Below are 20,858 nucleotides of genomic sequence, written 5' to 3' on the forward strand. Positions count from 1 at the left end.
TAAACCGATCCCGCCTACCACAGCAATGGATTGTTCAGCGCGGAAACGCATCCCGACGGGCCTTTCAGCGGTTTCAGGTCAAAACCGTCTAGCGCCTGTCCCAACCAGCCGTGCGGATGGCTGAGTTTCAGCGGTGGCTGAGCAGTATCCTCGGTGATCTGCACAAAACCCGTTTTGCAATAATAGGCCGGGTCGCCATAGGTCAGTGCCACGTCCACACCTGCCGCCCGCAAGCGATCCAGACCATAGGTAATCAGCGCCTGTCCAATACCTGTTTTTTGCCTGCCCGTTCGCACGGCCATCGGCGACAGGATGAACACATTGCGCGTATCCTGCGAAAACGTCATCCGGGAAAAGATGGCACAGCCAAGCAGCTCGTGATCCTGTTGAGCCGTGCACACAAGGATATCTTCAGGCGGCGTGGTGTTGAGCAATTCACGTACGAATGCACCTATTGCCGCCCCTTCCTCTGGCCCTTCCGATGCGGAAAAAACGTCGGCAAAAAGACGGATGATCTCTGACGGGTCCCGGGTCAAACCGGTAGAAAAATCCATGGCTCCCTCATGAGTTGACGTTGCGCCCGGTCTTTACCGGAACCGAACGATCCGGCTCTCAGGATCGCTTTAACCTTGACGTGAAGACAATCCCAAAAACCTGCAACCATGGCGGAATGCTGCCATTTCTTCTGGTTTTTTGGTGTTTTCCGTAACAACAGACCAAACACCAACATAAACCGACAGGTAAATGCGCCATTCCCTCTTGACCTTAAGCGGCGCAATGTCATGAACAGTGCCATGAGTACTGCACGTTTGACGATCAATCTTCAGGCGCTCGCCAGGAATTGGCGGGCGCTCGACGCGAAAACCGGGGTCGAAACCGGCGCCGTGGTCAAGGCCGATGCCTATGGGCTGGGTGCCGGGCCCGTCAGCGATACGCTGGCCGAGGAAGGCGTTCGCAAGTTTTTTGTGGCGGCCGCAGAAGAAGGCGCCGCTGTCCGCAATGCGGTTGGCCCCGGCCCGATGATCTTTGTCTTTTCCGGCCATATGGAGGGCGACACAGACCTTCTGCGCGCCAATGATCTGACGCCGCTGATCAATTCGGGCGAGCAGTATCAGCGCCATATGGAGGCCCTGCCCGACCATCCCTTTGGCATTCAGCTGGACAGCGGCATGAACCGGCTGGGGCTGGAACCCGCCGACTGGGCCGAACTGCGCCCAAGGGCCGAGGCCCTGAACCCAGCCGTTGTCATGTCTCATCTGGCCTGCTCGGACGAGCCAGACCACCCGATGAGCCGGCAGCAGCTGAAAACCTTCCGCGAGATGACCGACGGTATGGCCGCGCCGCGTTCTCTGGCTGCGACCGGCGGTTTGCTTTTGGGGCCCGAGTTCCATTTCGATTTCTGCCGCCCGGGCATCGGCCTGTATGGCGGCCTGCCCTTTGCGGATGCCAAACCCGTTGTCACGGTCGATCTGCCTGTCATCCAGGTGCGCAAGGTGGCCGTGGGCGAAACTGTTGGTTACGGCAACAGCTGGGTTGCGCGCCGACCCTCTCGTATTGCCACAGTCGCGGCGGGGTATGCAGACGGTCTGCATCGCGCCATCGGCGGCGGCATAGACACCTTCGCCGGCAATCAGCCCTGCCCGGTTGTTGGCCGTATCTCGATGGACCTGATCACGGTGGATGTCACGGACCTGCCCAAAGACCCGGAACGCCTGCGTATCCTGAATGGCCATCAGACCGTCGATGATCTGGCTGAAGCTGCCGGGACAATTGGCTATGAGATCCTCACATCAATGGGCAATCGCTACTCGCGGGGCTATGTGGAATGAACCCTCTCACCGCGCTCGAAGGTCTGGGCCGCACGGTTCTGAGCCTGCTTGCGGCCTTTGGCCGGGTGGCACTGTTCGCGCTTGATGCGATCTCGCACATTCTGCGCCCCCCCTTCTATCCGCGCGAATTTGGCATGGCCCTGCTGAACATCGGCTGGCTGTCTCTGCCGGTCGTCGGCCTGACCGCGATTTTCACCGGCGGTGCGCTGGCGTTGCAGATCTACGCCGGCGGCGCGCGTTTCAACGCCGAAGCCGTGGTGCCCCAGATCGTCGCCATCGGCATGGTGCGAGAGCTTGGCCCGGTTCTGGTCGGCCTGATGATTGCTGCGCGCGTGACCTCATCCATCGCGGCCGAAATCGCCACGATGAAAGTGACCGAACAGATCGACGCGCTGGTCACGCTGTCGACCCACCCGATGAAATATCTCACCGCCCCGCGCGTTCTGGCCGCCCTGATCACTGTGCCGGCTTTGGTGGCAGTGGGTGACATCATCGGAATTGCCGGCGGCTACACCGTCGCCACGCAAAATCTGGGCTTCAACCCGGCCGCCTATCTGAAAAACACGGTCGATTTCCTTGAAACCCGCGACATCGTCTCGTCGCTAGTCAAAGGCGCGGCCTTTGGCCTGATCGCGGCGATTATGGGCTGTTACTACGGCATGAATTCCGGCCGTGGCGCACAAGGCGTCGGCCGCGCAACCAAAGGCTCCGTCGAGGCCGCGGCTGTGCTGATCCTGGCCGCAAACTTCGTTCTCACAGGGGTATTCTTCTCGCTATGATCCGGATGGAGAACGTACACAAGGCCTTTGGCGACAACCACGTGCTGCAAGGCATGAACCTTGAGATCCCCAAGGGCACCTCGATGGTCATCATCGGCGGTTCGGGCACCGGCAAATCGGTCGCCCTGAAATGCATTCTGGGCCTGATCAAGCCCGACAGCGGCATGATCTATGTGGACGGCAAAGACGCCAGCAAGGGCGACCGTGATGCCTTTCTGGCCCGGTTCGGTATGCTGTTTCAGGGCGCGGCGCTGTTTGATTCACTGACCGTCTGGCAGAACGTCGCCTTCCGCCTGCTGCGTGGTTCTCTGAAACGTCCAACCGAGGAAGCCCGCGAAATCGCCATCGACAAACTGCGCCGCGTAGGTCTGAAATCCGACGTGGCCGACCGCTTTCCGGCGGAACTGTCAGGCGGCATGCAAAAACGCGTGGGCCTTGCCCGCGCCATCGCCGCCGAGCCCGAAATCATCTTTTTCGACGAACCCACCACCGGCCTCGACCCGATCATGTCCGGCGTCATCAACGATCTGATCCGCGAAATCGTGACCGAGATGGGTGCCACCGCGATGACCATCACCCACGACATGAGTTCCGTCCGCGCGATTGCCGACAACGTCGCCATGCTGCACGGAGGCGTAATCCAGTGGACCGGCCCCGTTGGGCAGATGGATGCATCGGGTGATCCTTATGTAGAGCAGTTCATCAGCGGGAGCGCAGAGGGGCCGATTGAGGCGGTGCGTTAATCTTCGCTCTTTGCCAGCCACTTTGCCGAGCGTTCGATAACGTCCTGAGGAATAGCTTCGGCGCGCCTTGTCTGCAGGTTGAGCAAGACGCATTTAAAAACCGTCGAAAATGTCGTTTCACCGTCCATCACTCGAACTAATTTGTGGCTGAAAGTCATGGACTTCGTTCCTACTTTCAGGATTTCGCTTTCCATTTGGATCGCCTCGCCAGCACTCAATTCCGCAAGGAAATTGCTTTCTGCATGGACCACCGCAAAGGATAGCTTTCTTCCTGACCGCATGTCTTCGGACGTCAGCCCCAACTCTGCCTGCAACGCAAAAACGGAATCCGAACATGCCGCAAAATACTTGGACACGTTCATATGCCCCAGAAAATCACAGTCCGATGGATCGACAATTGACTTGAAGGCCACAAAACCCGACATCATTCCTCCCCGTCTAAAAATAACTCAGTGGCGAGTGCTGGTTTAAGGTAACCATATCAAATCATCGCCGCAAATTTCGAAATCTTACCTAGACGCCCAGTCATGCCCCTCCGCCTCGCCACCCTCTCCCTCCTGATCCTCTACCCCATCGCATGGTTCGCCCCGCTAATGCGTGCGGGGTTCCTGCCGATCTTCGGCCTCAGCGAAATCAGTGTCATCACCGGGCTGCAATCCTTGTGGAAATCCGACGTCTTCCTTGCGCTGATCGTCACCATATTCGCCCTGTTCGCCCCTTACATAAAAACCATCGGCACCGCGTTGATCCAATGGAACCTGCTGGATGCCCGCGTCCAACCTGCGCTCAATATCCTTGGCAAACTGGCCATGGCCGACATCTTCCTGATCGCGCTTTACATCACTTTGGCCAAGGGCATCTCATACGCCACCATTGAGACGGCATGGGGTCTCTACCTGTTCACGGCCTGCATTTTGGCTTCGATCGCACTGGGTCATATTACAGAGATGACATCCACTTCACGAAAAGCTCAGACCTAATTGATTGAAAACACAAATCTAAGTATCATCCTTATATTTCGAGCAGCAGTGTTTTGTAGTTTTCGGGTCCGCAGCGGATCGTACGCAATCGTTTGATTACCTTCCGCTTCGGCCCGGTGTGTACCGGTTTGAAGAAGGAGTACGACGATCATGGCCGCCCTCCACAGTATCACATTGCAATTTCAGAATGCCTTTTTAAGACTGACTTTTTTCCTGATCTGTTTGGCGGCCTTGTTGGCCGTTTCAGCCACATTGTTATCCGCTTTGGGCGTATTGCCCTGGCTCTCGATGCAGGCCGGATTTGGCGAGGCACCGGCAAAGGATGCCGGCATGTTCATCCAGATTGGCCTGACAGCGCTGATTCTCATGCTGGCGTTTTACCTGCCGGCAAATGCCCGAATGATGGCGCTGGAAAACAACCACCGCAAATTTGCGCTCAATATGCATGACATCGCGGACGCGTATCAAATGGCACATGCCGCCGATCGCGGCGGGCTGTTCATGATGTCGTCCGAGTTTGACGCCGTCAAGGAACGCATGGGGTTTCTGCGCCAGCACCCCGACCTGCAATCACTCGAGCCCGAGATTCTGGAACTGGCCGCGCAGATGAGCCAGATCAGTCAGGAACTGGCCCGGACCTATGGCGATGCGCAGGTCGAACGCGCGCGGATGTTCCTGCAACAGCGACAGGAAGAGATCGAACTGTTTCAACAGCGGCTGGAAGAGGCGCAGGTCATCCAGAACGAATTGCGCCAATGGACGCGGGATGTGGAAATGGAAGAGACGATCGCCAGGTCGCAACTTACCCGCTTGCGGGATGAACTGTTCGAGCTTCTGCCCGAATTGTCGACCCAACTGCACACACCGCGCAACAAGGGCGCCTCAAAGGCGTCCAGCGTGGTTGCAATGTCGCCCCTTCGACCGGCGGAATAGGCGCGTCAGCGCCCGCTGCGGACGATGGCCCAACCGGGCCTGAGGCCGCAGCGCGCCATCGGCGGTGAGGAACGCCCGCAAGGGCTTGAAGAACCGCCCAAGCTCGGGCACCAAGTGCGTCATGGCAAAGACGACATCCTTCTCCTGCTCGGCCTGCGGTGCGACGCATACACGATGGTCCGGACGCTGCGACGGTTGCGGCGAATGGAACACCATCGTTCAGGACGCGCCCATATCGACTGGCCCGGCCAGAAAATCCCTCGGCGGCAAACGCGGCCAGTCCATCGCACTCACGGATTTGTCCACCGAGGAAACACCGCCGCCCCGCACCCTCTGCGGGGTCGAGGAGTTGGACCGTGTTCTGGGCGGCGGGCTGGTCCCGGCCTCCGCCCTGTTGGTGGGAGGAGACCCCGGCATCGGGAAATCGACCCTGCTGCTGCAAGCCGCAGCGCGTTTCGCGCGTGCGGGCGTGAAAACCATCTATGTCTCGGGCGAAGAAGCCAGCGCACAGGTGCGTATGCGCGCCCGCCGTCTTGGGCTTGAGGACGCCCCCGTTCAACTTGCCGCCGAAACCAACCTGCGCGACATCCTCACGACGTTGGAAGCCGAAAAACCAGGCCTGGCCATCATCGATTCGATTCAGACGATGTGGGCAGACAATGTCGACAGCGCACCCGGTTCCGTATCACAAGTCCGGGCCGCGGCCCATGAACTGACCACGTTTGCGAAACGGCACGGTGTTTCGATCATCATGGTTGGCCACGTCACCAAGGAAGGCCAGATCGCGGGCCCTCGCGTGGTCGAACACATGGTTGATACCGTCCTATATTTCGAGGGCGAGCGCGGCCATCAGTTCCGCATCCTGCGCGCGGTTAAGAACCGCTTTGGGCCAGCGGACGAAATCGGCGTGTTCGAAATGACCGGCAAGGGTCTGGCGCAAGTGACCAACCCCTCGGCCCTGTTCCTGTCCGAACGTGGCAGGCCAAGCCCCGGCTCTGCTGTTTTTGCGGGCATTGAAGGCACCCGACCCGTGCTGGTCGAATTGCAGGCTCTGGTCGCACCCTCGCCCCACTCACAGCCCCGCCGCACCGTTGTTGGGTGGGACAGCGGGCGGTTGGCAATGATCCTTGCGGTGCTCGAGGCCCGCTGCGGCATACCCTTTGCCGGGCTCGACGTCTATCTCAACGTTGCCGGAGGTTTGAAAGTGAGCGAACCCGCCGCCGATCTGGCTGTGGCTGCCGCCCTTCTCAGTGCCCGAGAAGACACAGCATTGCCCGCCGACACGGTCGTATTCGGAGAAATCTCGCTGTCCGGAGCACTTAGACCGGCCCCACAGACCGAAAACAGGTTGAAAGAAGCGCAAAAACTTGGTTTCACGGCGGCAATTGCTCCGGCTGGTGGCAAAACCGGCACTGTGGCAGGTCTGACACTCACCCGACCCTCTGATTTGGTGGGGTTTGTTGGCGAAACCTTCGGAGCAGGTTAAAGTCGCGCCCCGAGGGGCAGAAAAAGAACAGGCGAGGGCCATGGAAGGTTTTACTATAATTGACGGGGTCGTCGCCCTGATCATCGTGCTGTCGGGCTTGCTGGCCTACTCACGTGGCTTCATGCGCGAAGTTCTGGCCATTGCAGGCTGGGTCGCGGCGGCCGTTCTGGCATTCATCTTTGCCCCACAGGCTGTGCCGCTGGTCAAAGAAATCCCTGTGGTCGGAGATTTCCTGCGCGACAGTTGTGAACTGTCGGTGATCACCGGCTTTGCAGCCGTCTTTGCCGTGGCTTTGATTGTGGTCAGTATCTTCACACCGCTGTTTTCATCGCTGGTGCAGCGCTCGGCATTGGGCGGTCTGGATCAGGCGCTGGGGCTGTTCTTCGGCATCGCGCGCGGCATTCTGCTGGTTGCAATCGCCTTCTTTGTCTATGATACGGTCATGACCGGCCAGTCCTATACAATCGTGGACGAAAGCCGCTCGGCCAAAGTGTTCGAGCAGTTCAGCAGCCAGATTGAAGAGCAAAACCCCGAAGCCGCTCTGGGTTGGGTGACTGCACAATACGAAGAACTGGTCGCCAGCTGCACGGCAGGAAACGAACAACTTGAAACCACAGCACCAACTGACGGGTAATCATGGGGTGCATTGCGTAATGAAAGCCCGGCACTGTCCGGGCTTTTTCGATTCAAACATACCCTTCCCCGCCACAGACCGTGCAGCGGATCGTTTTCAGCCCAAAACACCCGTCGCATCGGCTGGAGATCGGTTTGCCAAGAATATCCCGGCTTTTGACAACTTCGCCCGCCCCGTTGCAGATCTGACAGGGCGCCCGGCCCATTCCCCGGCACCTGTGGCACCGTTGTTTGATCCGGTCCTGCTTCTTTTGAGGTTTATGTTGCCACATTCCGGCCCTTTGCGTGCTTCACCCATCCTGTTTTGCACATATTAATTGGCATGACAGCACATTTGATTGCACATGTCATCTTCTTCCTGACCCTGCCCCGATCCGCGAAATCCCGACCTGCGGCAATAGGTGAGTGTGATCCTTTGATGACAGCCACGCTATTAGGCATTATGTGGAGGCCAACCCGCCACGGAATCGGAGCCACCGATCTTGTTCTTTCTGTTCGAATGCGCGCTGGTCGTTGTGATGGTCGCCCTATTGGCGTCTTTGTCGCCTGCCACCAAACCGACCGCACGCGCCTTGCAGAGGATCCGATGCCGAACGGCGGTCAACCCTCAGGTCAAATCGTCATAGAAGTTGGAGCCCCTTAAATGTGTGGGATTTTGGGAATCGCAAGCCGGACACATGATGTGTTTGCCGAAATCTATGACGGGCTGCTGATGTTGCAGCACCGGGGTCAGGATGCCTCAGGGATCGTGACCTACAACGGCGAATTCTTCCGGGAAAAGAAGGCCAACGGTCTGGTAAAGGATGTGTTCAACGCCCAGGATGCAGAAACCCTGTTGGGTCGTGTGGGCATGGGGCATGTGCGCTATCCGACGGCGGGGTCCCTCAGCGCGGCCGAGGCGCAGCCCTTTTTCGTGAACGCCCCTTACGGCATCTATCTGGTTCACAACGGCAACATCACCAACACCGCCGAACAGCGCGAAAAGGTTACCGGCAAATACAGCCGTCACCTGCGCACCACGTCAGACTCTGAAATCCTTCTGAACGTGCTGGCCGACAAAGTGGCGGACGCGATCAAGGTGAATGGCAACGGCGAACCCATCCGCAATCTGTTTGCCGGTGTGAAGATGACGATGGAACGCGTTCAGGGCGCCTATTCCGTGATCTGTCTGGTCGCGGGTGTCGGTATGTTGGCCTTCCGCGATCCGTTTGGTATTCGCCCACTTTCGGTCGCCAAACGCGAAGTGGACGGAGACGGTGATGATTACGCCTTTGCCTCGGAAGACGTGGCCTTTGGCATCAACGGCTTTGAAAAGCTGCGTGATCTTCGCCCGGGTGAGGCGATCCTGATCGATCTGGACGGCAATATGCACGAGTTTCAGGCGGTCGAAGGCAAGCTGACACCCTGCATATTCGAGTATGTCTACCTGGCGCGCCCGGATTCTTTGCTGGACGGTGTTTCGGTTTACAAGACGCAGATGCGCATGGGCCAGACGCTGGCGAAACAGATTCAGGACTCGGGGCTGGAAATCGATCGGATCATCCCGGTGCCCGACAGCGCCCGCCCCGTGGCCCTGGAAGCCGCAAAGATCACCGGCATCCCCTATCGCGAAGGGCTGGTGAAAAACCGCTATGTCGGGCGTACGTTCATCATGCCGGGTCAGGCGGAACGGCAGAAATCCGTTCGCCGCAAGCTGAATGCCGTGCCGCTGGAATTCGACGGCCATAGTGTTCTGCTGATCGACGATTCCATCGTACGGGGCAACACCATCAAGAAGATCGTTCAGATGTGCCGCGATGCCGGGGCCAAGAAGGTCTATGTCGCCAGCGCCTCGCCGCCGGTGAAATACCCCAATGTCTACGGTATAGACATGCCAACCAAGGCCGAACTGATCGCGAACGGCAAGGAAATCGAAGAGATCCGCGAAGAACTGGGTGCCGACGCCCTGTTCTATCAGCACCTGGAAGATCTGATCTGGGCCGCCAAGGAGGGCAATCCCGAGATCGAAGCCTTCGACTGTTCCTGTTTTGACGGCAAGTACATCACGGGCAGCGTCAGCGAAGGTTATCTGGACAATCTGGAGAACAGCAGCCGTGTCAGCCAGAAGCGCGCCGACATGCAGGTTCCGGGCGAGTCTTGGAACGCGGCGAAACTGGTCTCGGGCTGAGCGGACGAAACGGGACTGACACAGTCAGTTTTCCGTTCTGAAAAGCGAATCAAAACGGCGGAACATCCCGGCCAACCGATAGCTGTCGACCGCCTGATTGCTGTCATGGGATGTGAATGAGTGGAAATCTGCCACAACCAGTCGGCGAATTCCACGCAATCACAAGGGCTTTTTTCAAGGGCGCCAAATCGTGATGACACCTGTCCGTGCAGCGCTTTTGTTCGCTTGAGCGTTTTGCTATCTGGCCGCGACCACTCACTCAAAAAGGGGTCCGGGCCACAGCCCGGTCCGCGGATCATGTCAAACGCCAAAGTCCAAAGCGCGGCCACACAGCGGGGCGCGCTGAAGAAGAATTCCGTCTCGGTTCTGGGCGTATTCGGGCCGAAAGCGGATATGCGCGCCCTGATGCGCCTGTCATCAGGCCGCGTGAAAGAAGTAAAACCCGGAAGCCGCGTTGCCTCGGGCACAGTTATCGCGATTGATGAGCATGGCATAATGCTGCGACAAAGCGGCCAGACCCGGCGTATCGCCATCCCCGGCGGCTGATCACATCTTGACGCCCCGCGCGCGGGGGTTCAAACCGCAGGCATGACCGATACGACCAAAATCGCCCTGATAACCGGGGCCTCGCGCGGGCTGGGCGCTGCCCTGGCCGAAGCGCTGGCGCCCGAATACCACATTGTCGCCGTCGCCCGGACCACTGGCGGGCTGGAAGAACTGGACGATCGCATCAAGGCCAAGGGTGGCTCTGCCACGCTGGCACCGATGGACATCACTGATCCGAACGCGATGGCAACCCTGTGTCGCGGGATCCATGACCGTTGGGGCAAGGTGGATTTGTGGCTGCATACGGCCATTCACACTTCGGCGCTGACACCGGTACATTTCGTTGACCCCAAGGAATGGACCAAGGCAGTCAACACGAATGCAAACGCAACCTCGGTCCTGATCCCATATGTCGCGCCGCTGCTGGGTGAAAACGGCCACGCGGTGTTTTTCGATGACCCGAAAGCCGGTCACAAGTTCTATGGCATCTATGGTGCCACCAAGGCCGCGCAAATGGCGCTGGCCCGCAGTTGGGCGGCCGAGACCGAACGCACCGGTCCGCGCGTTTCGATCGCGGAACCAGCACCGATGCCGACCGCCGTGCGTGCCCGGTTCCACCCGGGCGAAGATCGCGATGCACTGACGAGCACCGCAGATGAAGCTGCGCGGATCCTGGCGCTGCTTTAGGAAATGGCCCTGACGGGCCATGCCTCCGGCGGGGATATTTTTAGCCAGATGAAGCTGGAATCAGGCGATATGAACGCCGTTCCGCCCGGCCAGATCGACGAAGAACTGCCACGCGACACGGCCTGAACGCGATCCGCGCGTGGCCTGCCATTCAATTGCTTCGGCGCGCAGGATTTCGGCATCGACCGAAACGCCATAGGCGGCACAATAGCGGTCGATCATGGCAAGATATTCGTCCTGATCGCAGGGGTGGAATCCCAGCCACAGACCGAAGCGGTCGGACAGTGATACCTTTTCCTCGACCGCCTCTGACGGGTTGATGGCGCTGGAACGTTCATTTTCAATCATGTCCCGCGGCATCAGGTGACGGCGGTTCGAGGTCGCGTAGAACACCACGTTTTCCGGGCGACCTTCGATACCGCCATCCAGAACGGCCTTGAGCGATTTGTAATGCTGGTCATCGTGACTGAACGAAAGGTCGTCGCAAAACAGGATGAACCGATAAGGCGCCGCGCGCAGGTGGTTCAGCAGACGCGCGACCGAGGCCATATCCTCGCGCTGTAGTTCCACAAGCTTCAGGTCAGGATGATCTGCGCTCAGCGTGCCGTGGACGGCCTTTACGAGGCTGGATTTGCCCATCCCGCGCGCGCCCCACAACAGTGCATTGTTTGCCTTGTAGCCGGCCGCGAAGCGGCGGGTGTTGTCAAGTAACGTGTCGCGCGACCGATTTATGCCGACCAGCAGATCCAGATCGACGCGATTGATCTGTTCGACCGGTTCCAGGCGTTCCGGTTCCACATGCCAGACAAAGGCCGGGGCCGCATTGAAATCCGGTGTGGCCAAAGGCGCCGGCGCCATGCGCTCCAACGCGGCAGCAATACGGTTCAGGGCTTGGTCGTCCATCGGCTTCTCCGGTCAGATACGGATCGGTTCAAAGCATGTTCTGATTGGCGCAACAAGGCCCGCGAACGAAAAAGGCGCGCCCGAACGGGGCGCGCCTCGGCTGTTGTTTCAGCAGGTTACTTGTCGTCTTCGAATTCCCGCATCAGATCTTCGTCCGCTTCGGCTTCTTCATCGTCGTAGTAACCTTCAGCCCGCAACTGCTCTTCCCGCTTCCTTTCAACCCGGGCCACCAGGAAGATCGAAATCTCATAAAGGCCATAAACCACCACAAAAAGGATAATCTGCGTGATCACGTCAGGAGGCGTCACGATCGCCGCCAGCACCAGAATGCCGACCACCGCATATTTGCGCACGGCCCCCAGACCCTCGGCGCTGACCAGACCTGCCTTGCCCATGAGGGTCAGAAGAACCGGCAATTGGAAGCACAGCCCAAAGGCCACGATGAACTTGATCGTCAGGTTCAGGTATTCCTGTGCCGAACCCTGAAACACCACGCTCAGCGGCGCGGCCGTCGCGCCATCGGCCACGGCCTCGCCTTCAGCGCCGAATTGCTGGAACCCAAGGAAGAAGTCATAGGCCAGGGGCGTGACGACATAGAAAGCAAAGCTGGCGCCCAGAAGGAACATGAAGGGCGAAGCCAGCATGAAGGGCAGAAACGCATTCTTCTCTGACTTGTAGAGGCCCGGAGCCACAAAGCGCCACATCTGCATCCCGATATAGGGAAACGCCAGAATGAAGCCCCCCAAAAGCGAAACCTTGATCGCGACAAAGAACCCTTCCTGCGGCGAGATGAAGATCAGGCCGCAATCCTGTCCGCGCTCGGTCAGGACCTCACACAAAGGGTTGGTCAGAAAATTGAAGATCGGCGTGGCCACCGTAAAGCAGATGATCATCCCGACCAGAAAAGCCACGACGCAGTGGATCAACCGCGCACGCAGCTCGGCCAGGTGCTCGATCAATGGGGCCGAGGTATCTTCGATCTCGTCGGTCTTGGTCATGTTTCGCCTTCAGTCTTCAGCGCCGCTTCGGCTTCTTCGGCCTTGGCCAGTGCCTCGGCAGCTTCCTTGGCCTTGCGCTCGGCGGCAGCGCGGGCCGTTGAGGCCTGAATTTTCTTGGCCTGTTCGGCTCGCTCGGCTGCCAGTTTACCGGTTTCGCTGTCAGGATCGAACTTGGTGGGATCCATGCTTTTTGCCATATCCTGCGCGGCTTGTTTCACGCCGTCCATGGCCGAACCAACCGGATTCGCGGCGGCGTTGAGACCTTTCTTGATCTCGTTCACACCGGCCTGATCGGCGGCCTCGTTCATGGCGCTGCTGAATTCGCGTGCCATGCCACGGGCCTTGCCGACAAACCGCCCGACATTGCGGAACAAAACCGGCAGGTCCTTCGGCCCGACAACGATCAGGGCGACAATGCCGATGACCAGAAGTTCGGTCCAGCCCAGATCAAACATCTGCGCTTACGCCTTGTCTTTCTCGGTTTCAGGCGTCACGTCCTTGGCCAGTTCCGACGCGTCCTGTTCCAGTTCTTCCGAACCGTCCTTCACGCCCTTCTTGAACGCGGTGATGCCTTTGCCGACTTCGCCCATCAGCGAGCTGATCTTGCCGCGACCAAACAGAACCAGAACCACAACGGCGATCAGCAGAAGACCGGGAAGGCCAATATTGTTCAGCATCTCATTTCTCCTTTTTCATCGGCGCCCTTGTGCGCCGGGAATATGAACTGGGTCCGTGTTTACGCCCCCAGGCCCTGTCCCAAAAGGGATCCGGCACAGATTGAGGGCGAAAATTGACCTCATCTGCAAAAAACTATGGGCTCGCATTTTCCAACTGACAGGTTTATGTCAGTTGGAAGTGGCTAGAACGATGGCATCGAAACCTGGTCAACGGAGACTCACATGACCCATGTTGCTGAAATCGTCACCTTCACTCTTGCCAACGGCACCACCCCTGAAGAGTTTGTAAAGCTCAGCAAGGCATCCGAAGCCTTTGTTCGCAGCGCACCTGGCTTTGCCCATCGACAGCTCAGCCAAGGCGCAGACGGTCGCTGGACCGACTATGTCGTCTGGACGGACATGAAGGCCGCGCAGGACGCTGCGGCACAGTTCCCGCAACAGGAATGTGCAGCAGGCATGATGGCGGCCATCAACCCTGAAAGCGTTCAGATGCGCCATGAGGCTGTTTTATGGAACATGACTGCCTAGGCGCGGTCCGGACGGCGTGTCATGCGCCGAACTGACCGCCTGTTCGATATCATCCAGATCCTGCGCGACGGAAAACTGCACCGCGCGCAGGACATCGCGGACCGGCTCGAGGTGTCGGTCCGTACCATCTATCGCGACATGGACACGCTGGTCGCCTCGGGTGTTCCTGTCGAAGGAGAGCGGGGTGTGGGTTACATGGTGCGCGAGCAGATCACCCTGCCGCCGCTGAATCTGACCCCGGCCGAGCTTGAGGCCCTGAACCTCGGCATGGCGATCGTGGCCGAAGCCGCAGATCCAGACCTGAAAGCCGCCGCGAACTCTCTGGCAGACAAGATCGATGCAGTCCTGCCCACACAGGTTGTGGCCGAAGCCGATAGCTGGAAATTCGCGGTCTACCCTTTTGCAGATGCAGCCCGCGGGCTTGCACATATGGCTCCGATCCGCGCGGCCATCAAATCACGCCAAAAGCTTCGGCTGTCCTACCGCCGCATTGACGGCGTTCTGACTGAACGCACAATCCGTCCCTTGCATATGGAATACTGGGGACGGGTCTGGACACTTACCGCATGGTGCGAATTGCGAAACGGTTTCCGTGTCTTCCGTATCGACCTGATCGAATCCGTCTCGCCGCTGCCAGAGATCTTCGCAGACGAGCCAGGAAAACGCCTGAGCGACTACCACCCAAACGCCTGACAGGCAGCCGTATTCAGAAGTGTTTCGGGCAGAGGCACAGCCCGAAACGAGCGATGTATCATTTCAGGTAGGGATCTGGATCCACCGATTCAAACCCTTTGCGCACCTCGAAATGCACATAGGCATCGTCTCCGCCCCTCAACTGCGCCAGCTTTTGTCCACGGCGTACACGATCCCCTTTCTTGACGGTGATGCCATCAACATTGGCATAGACCGTCAGCAGATCGTTTTTGTGTTTGACCACGATGATCGGAACCTGATCCGCGTCCGCGGTAATCGCCGCTACGGTTCCGGCCTCAGCCGCGGTGACGGCTGTGCCGGGGGCCGCAGCGATGTCGATACCTTCGTTCTTGCCCTTTTTATAGCCGCGGATGATGGTGCCGCTGACCGGCAGGGACAGGGCCGTAGATCGCGTGTTTGTCGGGGCTTCGGCCGTCACATCAGGGGCTTCAGCGCGCGGCGCGACCTTTTCGTCGGGCAAGGGCTGCGTGGCACTTGGAGGCGTCGGCGTCGGCGACCCCTGCCCCGGCTCCGTTACCTCGGTGGCCGCAACCGGTGCCGTTGCAGCAGCGCTTTGACGTGGCGCGGATTGGTTCTTGACCGGGATCAACAGAAACTGACCTTCACGCACGGTGAAGTCGGACCCCAGGCCGTTCCATTCCGCCAGCGATTCCACCGGAACCTGATAGAGGCGCGAAATTGTGTACGCCGTTTCGCCGCGCTTGACCTTGTGGCGGACAGGTTCCGGCCCGCTTGCGACGGGCGCCGGGGCTGGCTTGGCGGGCTCCAGCGTCGTCGTCCGGACACCCCCCGTTTCAGGGGCCTGATCAATGGCGGCTCCGGCAACTGATGCGATATCTACGCCACTGCCTGCACCTACCGAACGCGGCAAGGCCAGAACTTCGCCCTCTCGCAGGGTATCGGTTGTCTGAAGGCCGTTGAACCGCGACAGCTCACCCTCGGGCAGGCCGACACGCGCGGCAACATCGCGCACCGTGTCGCCGCGTCGGGCCACGACAACCTGGTAGTTCGGATAGGTTATCACCCCCCGGCTGTCGGGCGACGGGCGCGACGTTGTTGCCGACTGCACTGCATCAGTGGTCGAAAATCCGCCGACCTGACCGCGCAGGTCGTAATCCAGTGGCCCCTCACACCCGGCCAGAATGGCCAGAGCGGCCACTCCGGTCGCGCAGCGACGCATAGCTGATTTGGATACTGCACTCATAATACTGTCCTCAACGCCCGCCCCTGTTGTCCGGGGTTCCGGCGACCAAATTTATCAAGCCTGTTACGCCTCGTCCTTGCCAAGCCCCTCAAGCAGGGGCACGAAACGGACCGACGTCAATTCTTCATAGTCCAGGCCGGCCTCGGTGCGCGTTACTTTGATCAACTGCTGCACCGTGTCCGACTGACCCACGGGTAATACCATAATACCCCCGATTTTCAGCTGCGCCAAGAGCGGTCCCGGAGGGTCTTCGGCTGCGGCCGTCACGATGATCCGATCAAACGGAGCCTGTTCCGGCAAGCCAAAGGATCCATCCGACAACATGGCCGTGATATTCGTAAGCCCCAGATCGGCAAAAAGCTTCCCTGTCTCGCTGACCAGCCGCCGATGGCGTTCGACCGTATAGACCCTGCGCGCCAGTTTCGACAGGATTGCGGCCTGGTAACCTGACCCGGTTCCGATCTCGAGCACGGTATCGCGCGGCCGAACGTCCAGCGCCTGCGTCATGAGACCAACGACCGACGGCTGACTGATCGTCTGACCGCAGGAGATCGGCAATGGCATGTCCTCGTAAGCGCGATCTGCGAACAGGCCGGTGACAAAGCGGCCCCGGTCAACCTGTTCCATTGCCTCCAGAACGCGCGCATCCGTGACCCCCCGTTTGCGCAGGGCAAACAGGAACTGCATCACGATTTCCGGGTCCAGTCCGCTCATTCGACCGCCTTCAATGCCTCCAGCATGTCATATGCGGTCAAGTCGGCGCGCATCGGTGTAACCGAGATATAGCCTTCCAGATTGACCGCAGCATCCGTTCCCGGCGCAGTCGGGTTATGCTGATAGCCACCCTTGATCCACAGGAACCGCCGCCCCGAGGGCGAGCTGTGCGGCTCGACCGTAAAATGCGTGTCGCGCCGGAACCCCTGCGCGGCAACGCGCGTACCGCGCACTTCATCTGCCGGAACAGGGGGGAAGTTCACGTTGTAAAACAGGCGGTAATCGCCCTGCTCGACCGGGGTTGCATCCAGAATACGCCGGACCAGATCGGCCCCGAACCGCGCGGCAGCCTCGAACGGGTCGTCCAGCCCCAGATTTTGCGGGCCGAAATACTGTGACAGAGCAATCGCAGGAACCCCCTGCAGCGCCGCTTCCATCGCGCCGCCGATAGTGCCCGAATAAAGCGTGTTCTCGGCCGAGTTGTTGCCCCGGTTCACGCCGGACAGGACCAGATCCGGCGGGCAGTCTGACATCACGTCATGCAGCCCCGCCAACACACAATCCGCAGGCGACCCTTCCGCCGCATAACGCCGTTCGCCCAACTTGGCGATCATCGTGGGATGGGTATAGCTGATGCAATGCCCAACACCCGATTGTTCAAAGGCGGGCGCGACCACCCAGACCTCACCATCCGGACCTGCCAGTTCGGCAGCGATCGCTTCCAGCGTGATCAAGCCCGGAGCGTTGATCCCGTCATCATTGGTCAGAAGAATACGCATGTGCCCGATTTACCCCCGCGTTTGGCCCTTGATAGACCCAGCCCCGCAATGCGGCAAGCGACGCGACCCTGCAATCTGAGGCTTTCGCGCACCACTTGCACGGAAATCGCGAGGTTAACTCTGCGCCTCGGGGAAAACGAAACATTTGTCGCGACGAATGGTCAGCCACATGACACGGCCCGGATTGGGCACAAAGACATTGGGGACCGTCGCCCTGAGGATCGAGCCGTCGTAGTCCATGCGAAACTCGACCAGGCTTTCGTTTCCCAGAAAACGCGCGCGCTCGACCACGCCCCGCGCGGCAACGCCATCAGTTGCGGTCGGCAGCGGGCCCTTGCCGTTACGGTCGAAATCCAGTTTGACATGCTGGGGGCGAAATACGATCTCGACATCCGTTCCATCCGGAATACCCGGTGCCAGAAACTGGCCGAACGGCGTGTCTGCCAGCGCTCCGTTCACCTGCGCCCGCAACACGTTGACATCACTGAAAAAGGCCACGGCAGCCTTGTCCGCCGGCCGGGTATAGACATTGTATGGCGCGCCCTGCTGGACGATCTTGCCGCGCCGCATCAGCGCGATCTCATCCGCCATCCGCATCGCCTCTTCCGGTTCATGCGTGACCAGCAGAACGGCCGCATCCTCTTCCTTGAGAATGGACAGCGTCTCATCCCGAATACCGTCGCGCAGACGGTTGTCGAGGCCCGAAAAGGGCTCGTCCATCAGCATGATCCGGGGCCGTGGCGCCAAAGCGCGGGCCAGGGCCACACGTTGTTGCTCGCCGCCAGACAGCTGATGTGGGAACCCGTCGATGAACCGCATCAGGTCCACTTTGCGCAAAAGCTCTTCGACCCGGGCTCGTTTTTCGTCCTTGCTGCCTTTCAGGCCAAAGGCCACGTTGTTGGCCACGCTCAGATGAGGAAACAGCGCAAAGTCCTGAAACATCAACCCGATCTCGCGCCGTTCCGGGGGTACCCGAAACACGGTGTCGCAGATCAGTTTGCCATCGACGTAAATCTCGCCCGAGTCCTGCATCTCGACCCCGGCAATCATGCGCAGGGTGGTGGATTTCCCGCAACCTGACGGCCCCAGCAAACAGGTCACCTTGCCGGCCTGCACCGTCAAAGACACGTCATCCACAACGACCCGCCCTTCGAACCGGCGAACAATGTTGCGAATTTCCAGACGCGGAGGAGTTGCGTTACCTGTCACCGATGGACCCCATTGCCTTTCCCGATCAAATCCATCGGGCTTGGGCGGGGATAGCAACCCCGCCCTTCAGGTGCAAGAGATCAGCAGCAACCGCCGGATGATGCGGTTTCGCCTGTTGCCTCGAACGGGCTTTCGCCGCCGCAGCCTTCGAAAATGCCGAAATGGGTGGAAAAATCGCCGATAAAGTCGAAATGGCGGGCAAACCGCGTGTCCCGCAGCATCATCCAGGTATTGCCGCAGACCGGAAAGACCTTGCCGGCTTCGATGACATGGTGATCGTCCAGAACAAACGCATGCGGCGCGTTGGGAACGGTGCCTTTGTAGACCACCGCCTGGCCGTAATCCTCGCAGGCCGGTTCCAGCTCCGGCAGCTTGAACAGACGGTAGGTCGCCGACAGGAATCTGAGCGGGGCAACACGATCCTCCAGCGCAGGATTCTCGATGGTCAGCGGGCGGTGCGTCACCCGGCGCGGATCACCGAAACCTGCCTTGCGCGCCATCGACAGAAAGTCATTCCAGTACAATGCACCCGACAGACATTCGCCATACAGAACCTCATCCGCGGCCATCGCGTGCGGGACACGGCGGTCGGCATAGACGTCCGAGAAATACATCTCGCCGCCTTCTTTCAGCAACCGATGCGCGCCGCGCAGCACGGCATCCTTGTCGGTCGCCAGGTTGATGACGCAGTTCGAGACGATGATGTCGAACGATCCGGGTTCCAGATCCAGTTCCTCCAGCGTCTCGATATAGCCGTGATGGAATTCCACATTGCTTTTGGCGTGCCCAAAGGCTTGGACGTGATAGTCCTGATGCGCGCGGGCAACGTCCAGTTGTTCGGGCGTCATGTCCACACCGACGACCCGGCCCTTTTCACCAACCATGGCAGACAGCGCATAGACGTCGCGCCCCGCCCCACAGCCAAGATCGAGGATCGACATGCCCTCGAGATCCAGAGGCGCGATCAGACCGCACCCGTAATATCGGGTCAGCACATCGTCATGAATCCTGGACAAAATCCGCTTGAGATGATCCGGCATGTCGTCAGGCGTGCAACAGGCGTTGGTCTGTAAGTCCGCACTGCTTTGCAGGACTTCACCATAATAATTCCGTACCGAATCGTGTTTCATCGCAGCTTCCCCGTCATGCTAGCCTGTACGCAGCTAGTGCAGTGGCCTTGCATTCGCAATCCGGCCACGGTCGTTCTGACGAAAGCGTGAGTTTTCCTGCACCCAACTACTCCAGCAACTCAAAGTCCACACCGGCACGGACTACGCCGTTCACCTGAACCTCAAGCCGATGCGCGCCGGGGATCAGCCTGAAGGTAGACGCATCACCCTTCAGCCTGTGACGCTTGGCCAACGTGAGCCTGCCGTTGTTCAAAGCCGCCTGTTTCAGCTTGTACACCTTGGGTGATGTTTTTCCCGCAGGGCGCTGAAAATAGATAATATAATCCACCAGAACCGGTTGTTTCCCTGCCCCGGTCAGATCAACGGAAAACTCCAGCGCTTCGCCGATACGGGCCTCGGAACTCAGATCAATTGTCACGGCGATATCCGCATCAGGGTCATATCCCAGCATCTTCATCGCCTCAGGGTGCCCGGCCTTGACCAATCCGCGCAGCGTATGAGAGGTCATCCACTCCAGCTCTGCCGCGGTCTGTCGCGCCTCGGTGCGCCACTTGTCCAGACGCCCCAGCACCAGGCTCGGGTCTTTCTTGGTGATATCATTCAAATGGTTGGCCACCGACCGCGTCACATACCGGGTTGGATCGCCGTGCAACCTGTCCAACAGCGGCAACGGGTCCGTCAGACCCAGATCAATGCCCTGCCCCCATGGCAGACGGGGCCGCGTTCCCTCGCTGACCAATCGGCGCACGTGATAGCTGCCGTGGGTACACCAGTCCTGCATCCGCCCAAGCACCCTGTCTGGGGCATGGTTCAGGAAAGGCCGAATGGCCCATTCCATCGAAAACCGCTGCGTCAGCTCCTCCAACACATCCAGAGACAGATCGACGTGATCCAGCCCGATGGCCGCGACCCATTCACCCAGCGGCGCGAAAATGAAATCGCCAAAATCATCATCCGATCTGGCAGGGTCCAGCGGAGGCGGCAAAGACCGTAAAATCACCGGGGCGACTGTCGGCAAGTCGCCCGGCACGGCCTGTTGCAGGCATGTCGCGATCCAGCTCATACGCTGTTTCAGTTCCAGTTCAGGCAGGCGCGACATGACCTGTGCCTGAAACGCAGAGGCGTCGAAGCCCGGTTCAGCATCCAAGAACAAGTCGCTGAGAAAGCGGACTTTCTCAGCGTTGAACAACTGATCTTTCAACGAAAACCCCTGCGCCAT

The 20,858-nt window shown here is 59.4% G+C and carries 25 protein-coding genes; 12 read left to right on the forward strand and 13 right to left on the reverse strand.

Annotated features, from left to right (window positions below):
• Window positions 1-14 precede the first annotated feature (14 nt).
• Together ACR0FB_RS02235 and ACR0FB_RS02240 are read right to left on the reverse strand one after the other, a co-directional pair.
• Complete coding sequence (locus ACR0FB_RS02235) at window positions 15-554, reverse strand: GNAT family N-acetyltransferase (protein ID WP_480619530.1); 540 nt, start codon at window positions 552-554, stop codon at window positions 15-17.
• The gene (locus ACR0FB_RS02240; protein ID WP_209832927.1) at window positions 533-796 is read right to left on the reverse strand and encodes a hypothetical protein; all 264 of its coding nucleotides are present in this window, start codon (window positions 794-796) and stop codon (window positions 533-535) included. The genes ACR0FB_RS02235 and ACR0FB_RS02240 overlap by 22 nt, the downstream gene beginning before the upstream one ends.
• Between ACR0FB_RS02240 and alr the strand changes: the two genes are divergently transcribed.
• Genes alr through ACR0FB_RS02255 form a run of 3 tightly spaced genes read left to right on the forward strand, consistent with a single transcriptional unit; the run spans window position 795 to window position 3,351 of the window.
• Complete coding sequence (gene alr / locus ACR0FB_RS02245) at window positions 795-1,829, forward strand: alanine racemase (RefSeq protein WP_480619532.1); 1,035 nt, start codon at window positions 795-797, stop codon at window positions 1,827-1,829. The genes ACR0FB_RS02240 and alr overlap by 2 nt on opposite strands.
• Window positions 1,826-2,608: an MlaE family ABC transporter permease gene (locus tag ACR0FB_RS02250; protein WP_171723157.1), complete on the forward strand. Its 783-nt coding sequence runs from the start codon at window positions 1,826-1,828 to the stop codon at window positions 2,606-2,608. The genes alr and ACR0FB_RS02250 overlap by 4 nt, the downstream gene beginning before the upstream one ends.
• Window positions 2,605-3,351, forward strand: a complete 747-nt coding sequence (locus ACR0FB_RS02255) for an ABC transporter ATP-binding protein (protein ID WP_171362753.1) — start codon at window positions 2,605-2,607, stop codon at window positions 3,349-3,351. Before ACR0FB_RS02250 ends, ACR0FB_RS02255 begins: the two co-directional genes overlap by 4 nt.
• Here ACR0FB_RS02255 and ACR0FB_RS02260 read toward each other — a convergent pair.
• Window positions 3,348-3,776 (reverse strand): acyl-CoA thioesterase, encoded by a 429-nt coding sequence (locus ACR0FB_RS02260; RefSeq protein ID WP_152458165.1) that lies wholly within the window; start codon window positions 3,774-3,776, stop codon window positions 3,348-3,350. The genes ACR0FB_RS02255 and ACR0FB_RS02260 overlap by 4 nt on opposite strands.
• A 102-nt stretch (window positions 3,777-3,878) precedes the next feature.
• On the opposite strand from ACR0FB_RS02260, the gene ACR0FB_RS02265 reads away from it, so the two are divergent.
• From ACR0FB_RS02265 to ACR0FB_RS02295, 7 genes are all read left to right on the forward strand, one after another.
• Entirely contained in the window at window positions 3,879-4,331 is a 453-nt protein-coding gene (locus tag ACR0FB_RS02265; protein ID WP_209832921.1) for a paraquat-inducible protein A, read from the forward strand.
• A 150-nt stretch (window positions 4,332-4,481) separates the two neighbouring features.
• Window positions 4,482-5,264, forward strand: coding sequence for a DNA repair protein (locus tag ACR0FB_RS02270; protein WP_480619535.1), 783 nt, complete (start codon window positions 4,482-4,484; stop codon window positions 5,262-5,264).
• Window positions 5,265-5,385: 121 nt separating this feature from the next.
• Window positions 5,386-6,750, forward strand: coding sequence for a DNA repair protein RadA (radA, locus tag ACR0FB_RS02275; RefSeq protein ID WP_152458168.1), 1,365 nt, complete (start codon window positions 5,386-5,388; stop codon window positions 6,748-6,750).
• 40 nt (window positions 6,751-6,790) lie between these two features.
• Window positions 6,791-7,384: a CvpA family protein gene (locus ACR0FB_RS02280; protein ID WP_480619537.1), complete on the forward strand. Its 594-nt coding sequence runs from the start codon at window positions 6,791-6,793 to the stop codon at window positions 7,382-7,384.
• A 642-nt stretch (window positions 7,385-8,026) separates the two neighbouring features.
• Window positions 8,027-9,550, forward strand: coding sequence for an amidophosphoribosyltransferase (purF, locus tag ACR0FB_RS02285; RefSeq protein ID WP_480619538.1), 1,524 nt, complete (start codon window positions 8,027-8,029; stop codon window positions 9,548-9,550).
• Window positions 9,551-9,847: 297 nt separating this feature from the next.
• Window positions 9,848-10,096, forward strand: a complete 249-nt coding sequence (locus ACR0FB_RS02290; RefSeq protein WP_152458171.1) for a hypothetical protein — start codon at window positions 9,848-9,850, stop codon at window positions 10,094-10,096.
• A 42-nt stretch (window positions 10,097-10,138) separates the two neighbouring features.
• A complete protein-coding gene (locus tag ACR0FB_RS02295) occupies window positions 10,139-10,783 on the forward strand; it encodes an SDR family NAD(P)-dependent oxidoreductase (protein WP_480619539.1) in 645 nt (214 codons plus the stop codon).
• Between the two features lie 60 nt (window positions 10,784-10,843).
• On the opposite strand, the gene ACR0FB_RS02300 is transcribed toward ACR0FB_RS02295, so the two are convergent.
• From ACR0FB_RS02300 to ACR0FB_RS02315, 4 genes are all read right to left on the reverse strand, one after another.
• Window positions 10,844-11,686 (reverse strand): ATP-binding protein, encoded by an 843-nt coding sequence (locus ACR0FB_RS02300; RefSeq protein ID WP_171723150.1) that lies wholly within the window; start codon window positions 11,684-11,686, stop codon window positions 10,844-10,846.
• 116 nt (window positions 11,687-11,802) lie between these two features.
• Entirely contained in the window at window positions 11,803-12,684 is an 882-nt protein-coding gene (gene tatC, locus ACR0FB_RS02305; RefSeq protein WP_480619541.1) for a twin-arginine translocase subunit TatC, read from the reverse strand.
• Window positions 12,681-13,139, reverse strand: a complete 459-nt coding sequence (gene tatB / locus ACR0FB_RS02310) for a Sec-independent protein translocase protein TatB (RefSeq protein WP_152458175.1) — start codon at window positions 13,137-13,139, stop codon at window positions 12,681-12,683. Before tatB ends, tatC begins: the two co-directional genes overlap by 4 nt.
• A gap of 6 nt (window positions 13,140-13,145) precedes the next feature.
• Complete coding sequence (locus ACR0FB_RS02315; protein ID WP_152458176.1) at window positions 13,146-13,361, reverse strand: twin-arginine translocase TatA/TatE family subunit; 216 nt, start codon at window positions 13,359-13,361, stop codon at window positions 13,146-13,148.
• A 222-nt stretch (window positions 13,362-13,583) separates the two neighbouring features.
• Between ACR0FB_RS02315 and ACR0FB_RS02320 the strand changes: the two genes are divergently transcribed.
• The gene (locus ACR0FB_RS02320; protein ID WP_171231525.1) at window positions 13,584-13,889 is read left to right on the forward strand and encodes a hypothetical protein; all 306 of its coding nucleotides are present in this window, start codon (window positions 13,584-13,586) and stop codon (window positions 13,887-13,889) included.
• Window positions 13,890-13,910: 21 nt separating this feature from the next.
• The gene (locus tag ACR0FB_RS02325) at window positions 13,911-14,582 is read left to right on the forward strand and encodes a helix-turn-helix transcriptional regulator (protein WP_171228194.1); all 672 of its coding nucleotides are present in this window, start codon (window positions 13,911-13,913) and stop codon (window positions 14,580-14,582) included.
• Window positions 14,583-14,640: 58 nt separating this feature from the next.
• On the opposite strand, the gene ACR0FB_RS02330 is transcribed toward ACR0FB_RS02325, so the two are convergent.
• The 6 genes from ACR0FB_RS02330 to ACR0FB_RS02355 all read right to left on the reverse strand — a co-directional run bounded on the left by ACR0FB_RS02330 (window position 14,641) and on the right by ACR0FB_RS02355 (window position 20,858).
• Complete coding sequence (locus ACR0FB_RS02330; RefSeq protein ID WP_480619543.1) at window positions 14,641-15,807, reverse strand: LysM peptidoglycan-binding domain-containing protein; 1,167 nt, start codon at window positions 15,805-15,807, stop codon at window positions 14,641-14,643.
• A 63-nt stretch (window positions 15,808-15,870) separates the two neighbouring features.
• The gene (locus ACR0FB_RS02335) at window positions 15,871-16,521 is read right to left on the reverse strand and encodes a protein-L-isoaspartate(D-aspartate) O-methyltransferase (protein ID WP_480490340.1); all 651 of its coding nucleotides are present in this window, start codon (window positions 16,519-16,521) and stop codon (window positions 15,871-15,873) included.
• Window positions 16,518-17,300 (reverse strand): 5'/3'-nucleotidase SurE, encoded by a 783-nt coding sequence (gene surE, locus ACR0FB_RS02340; RefSeq protein WP_171632035.1) that lies wholly within the window; start codon window positions 17,298-17,300, stop codon window positions 16,518-16,520. The genes ACR0FB_RS02335 and surE overlap by 4 nt, the downstream gene beginning before the upstream one ends.
• 114 nt (window positions 17,301-17,414) lie before the next feature.
• A complete protein-coding gene (locus ACR0FB_RS02345) occupies window positions 17,415-18,509 on the reverse strand; it encodes an ABC transporter ATP-binding protein (protein ID WP_171115602.1) in 1,095 nt (364 codons plus the stop codon).
• Window positions 18,510-18,589: 80 nt separating this feature from the next.
• Window positions 18,590-19,639: a methyltransferase domain-containing protein gene (locus ACR0FB_RS02350; RefSeq protein WP_480619545.1), complete on the reverse strand. Its 1,050-nt coding sequence runs from the start codon at window positions 19,637-19,639 to the stop codon at window positions 18,590-18,592.
• Window positions 19,640-19,745: 106 nt separating this feature from the next.
• Complete coding sequence (locus ACR0FB_RS02355) at window positions 19,746-20,858, reverse strand: hypothetical protein (RefSeq protein WP_480619547.1); 1,113 nt, start codon at window positions 20,856-20,858, stop codon at window positions 19,746-19,748.

This window comes from Ruegeria sp. P10, assembly GCF_056534925.1.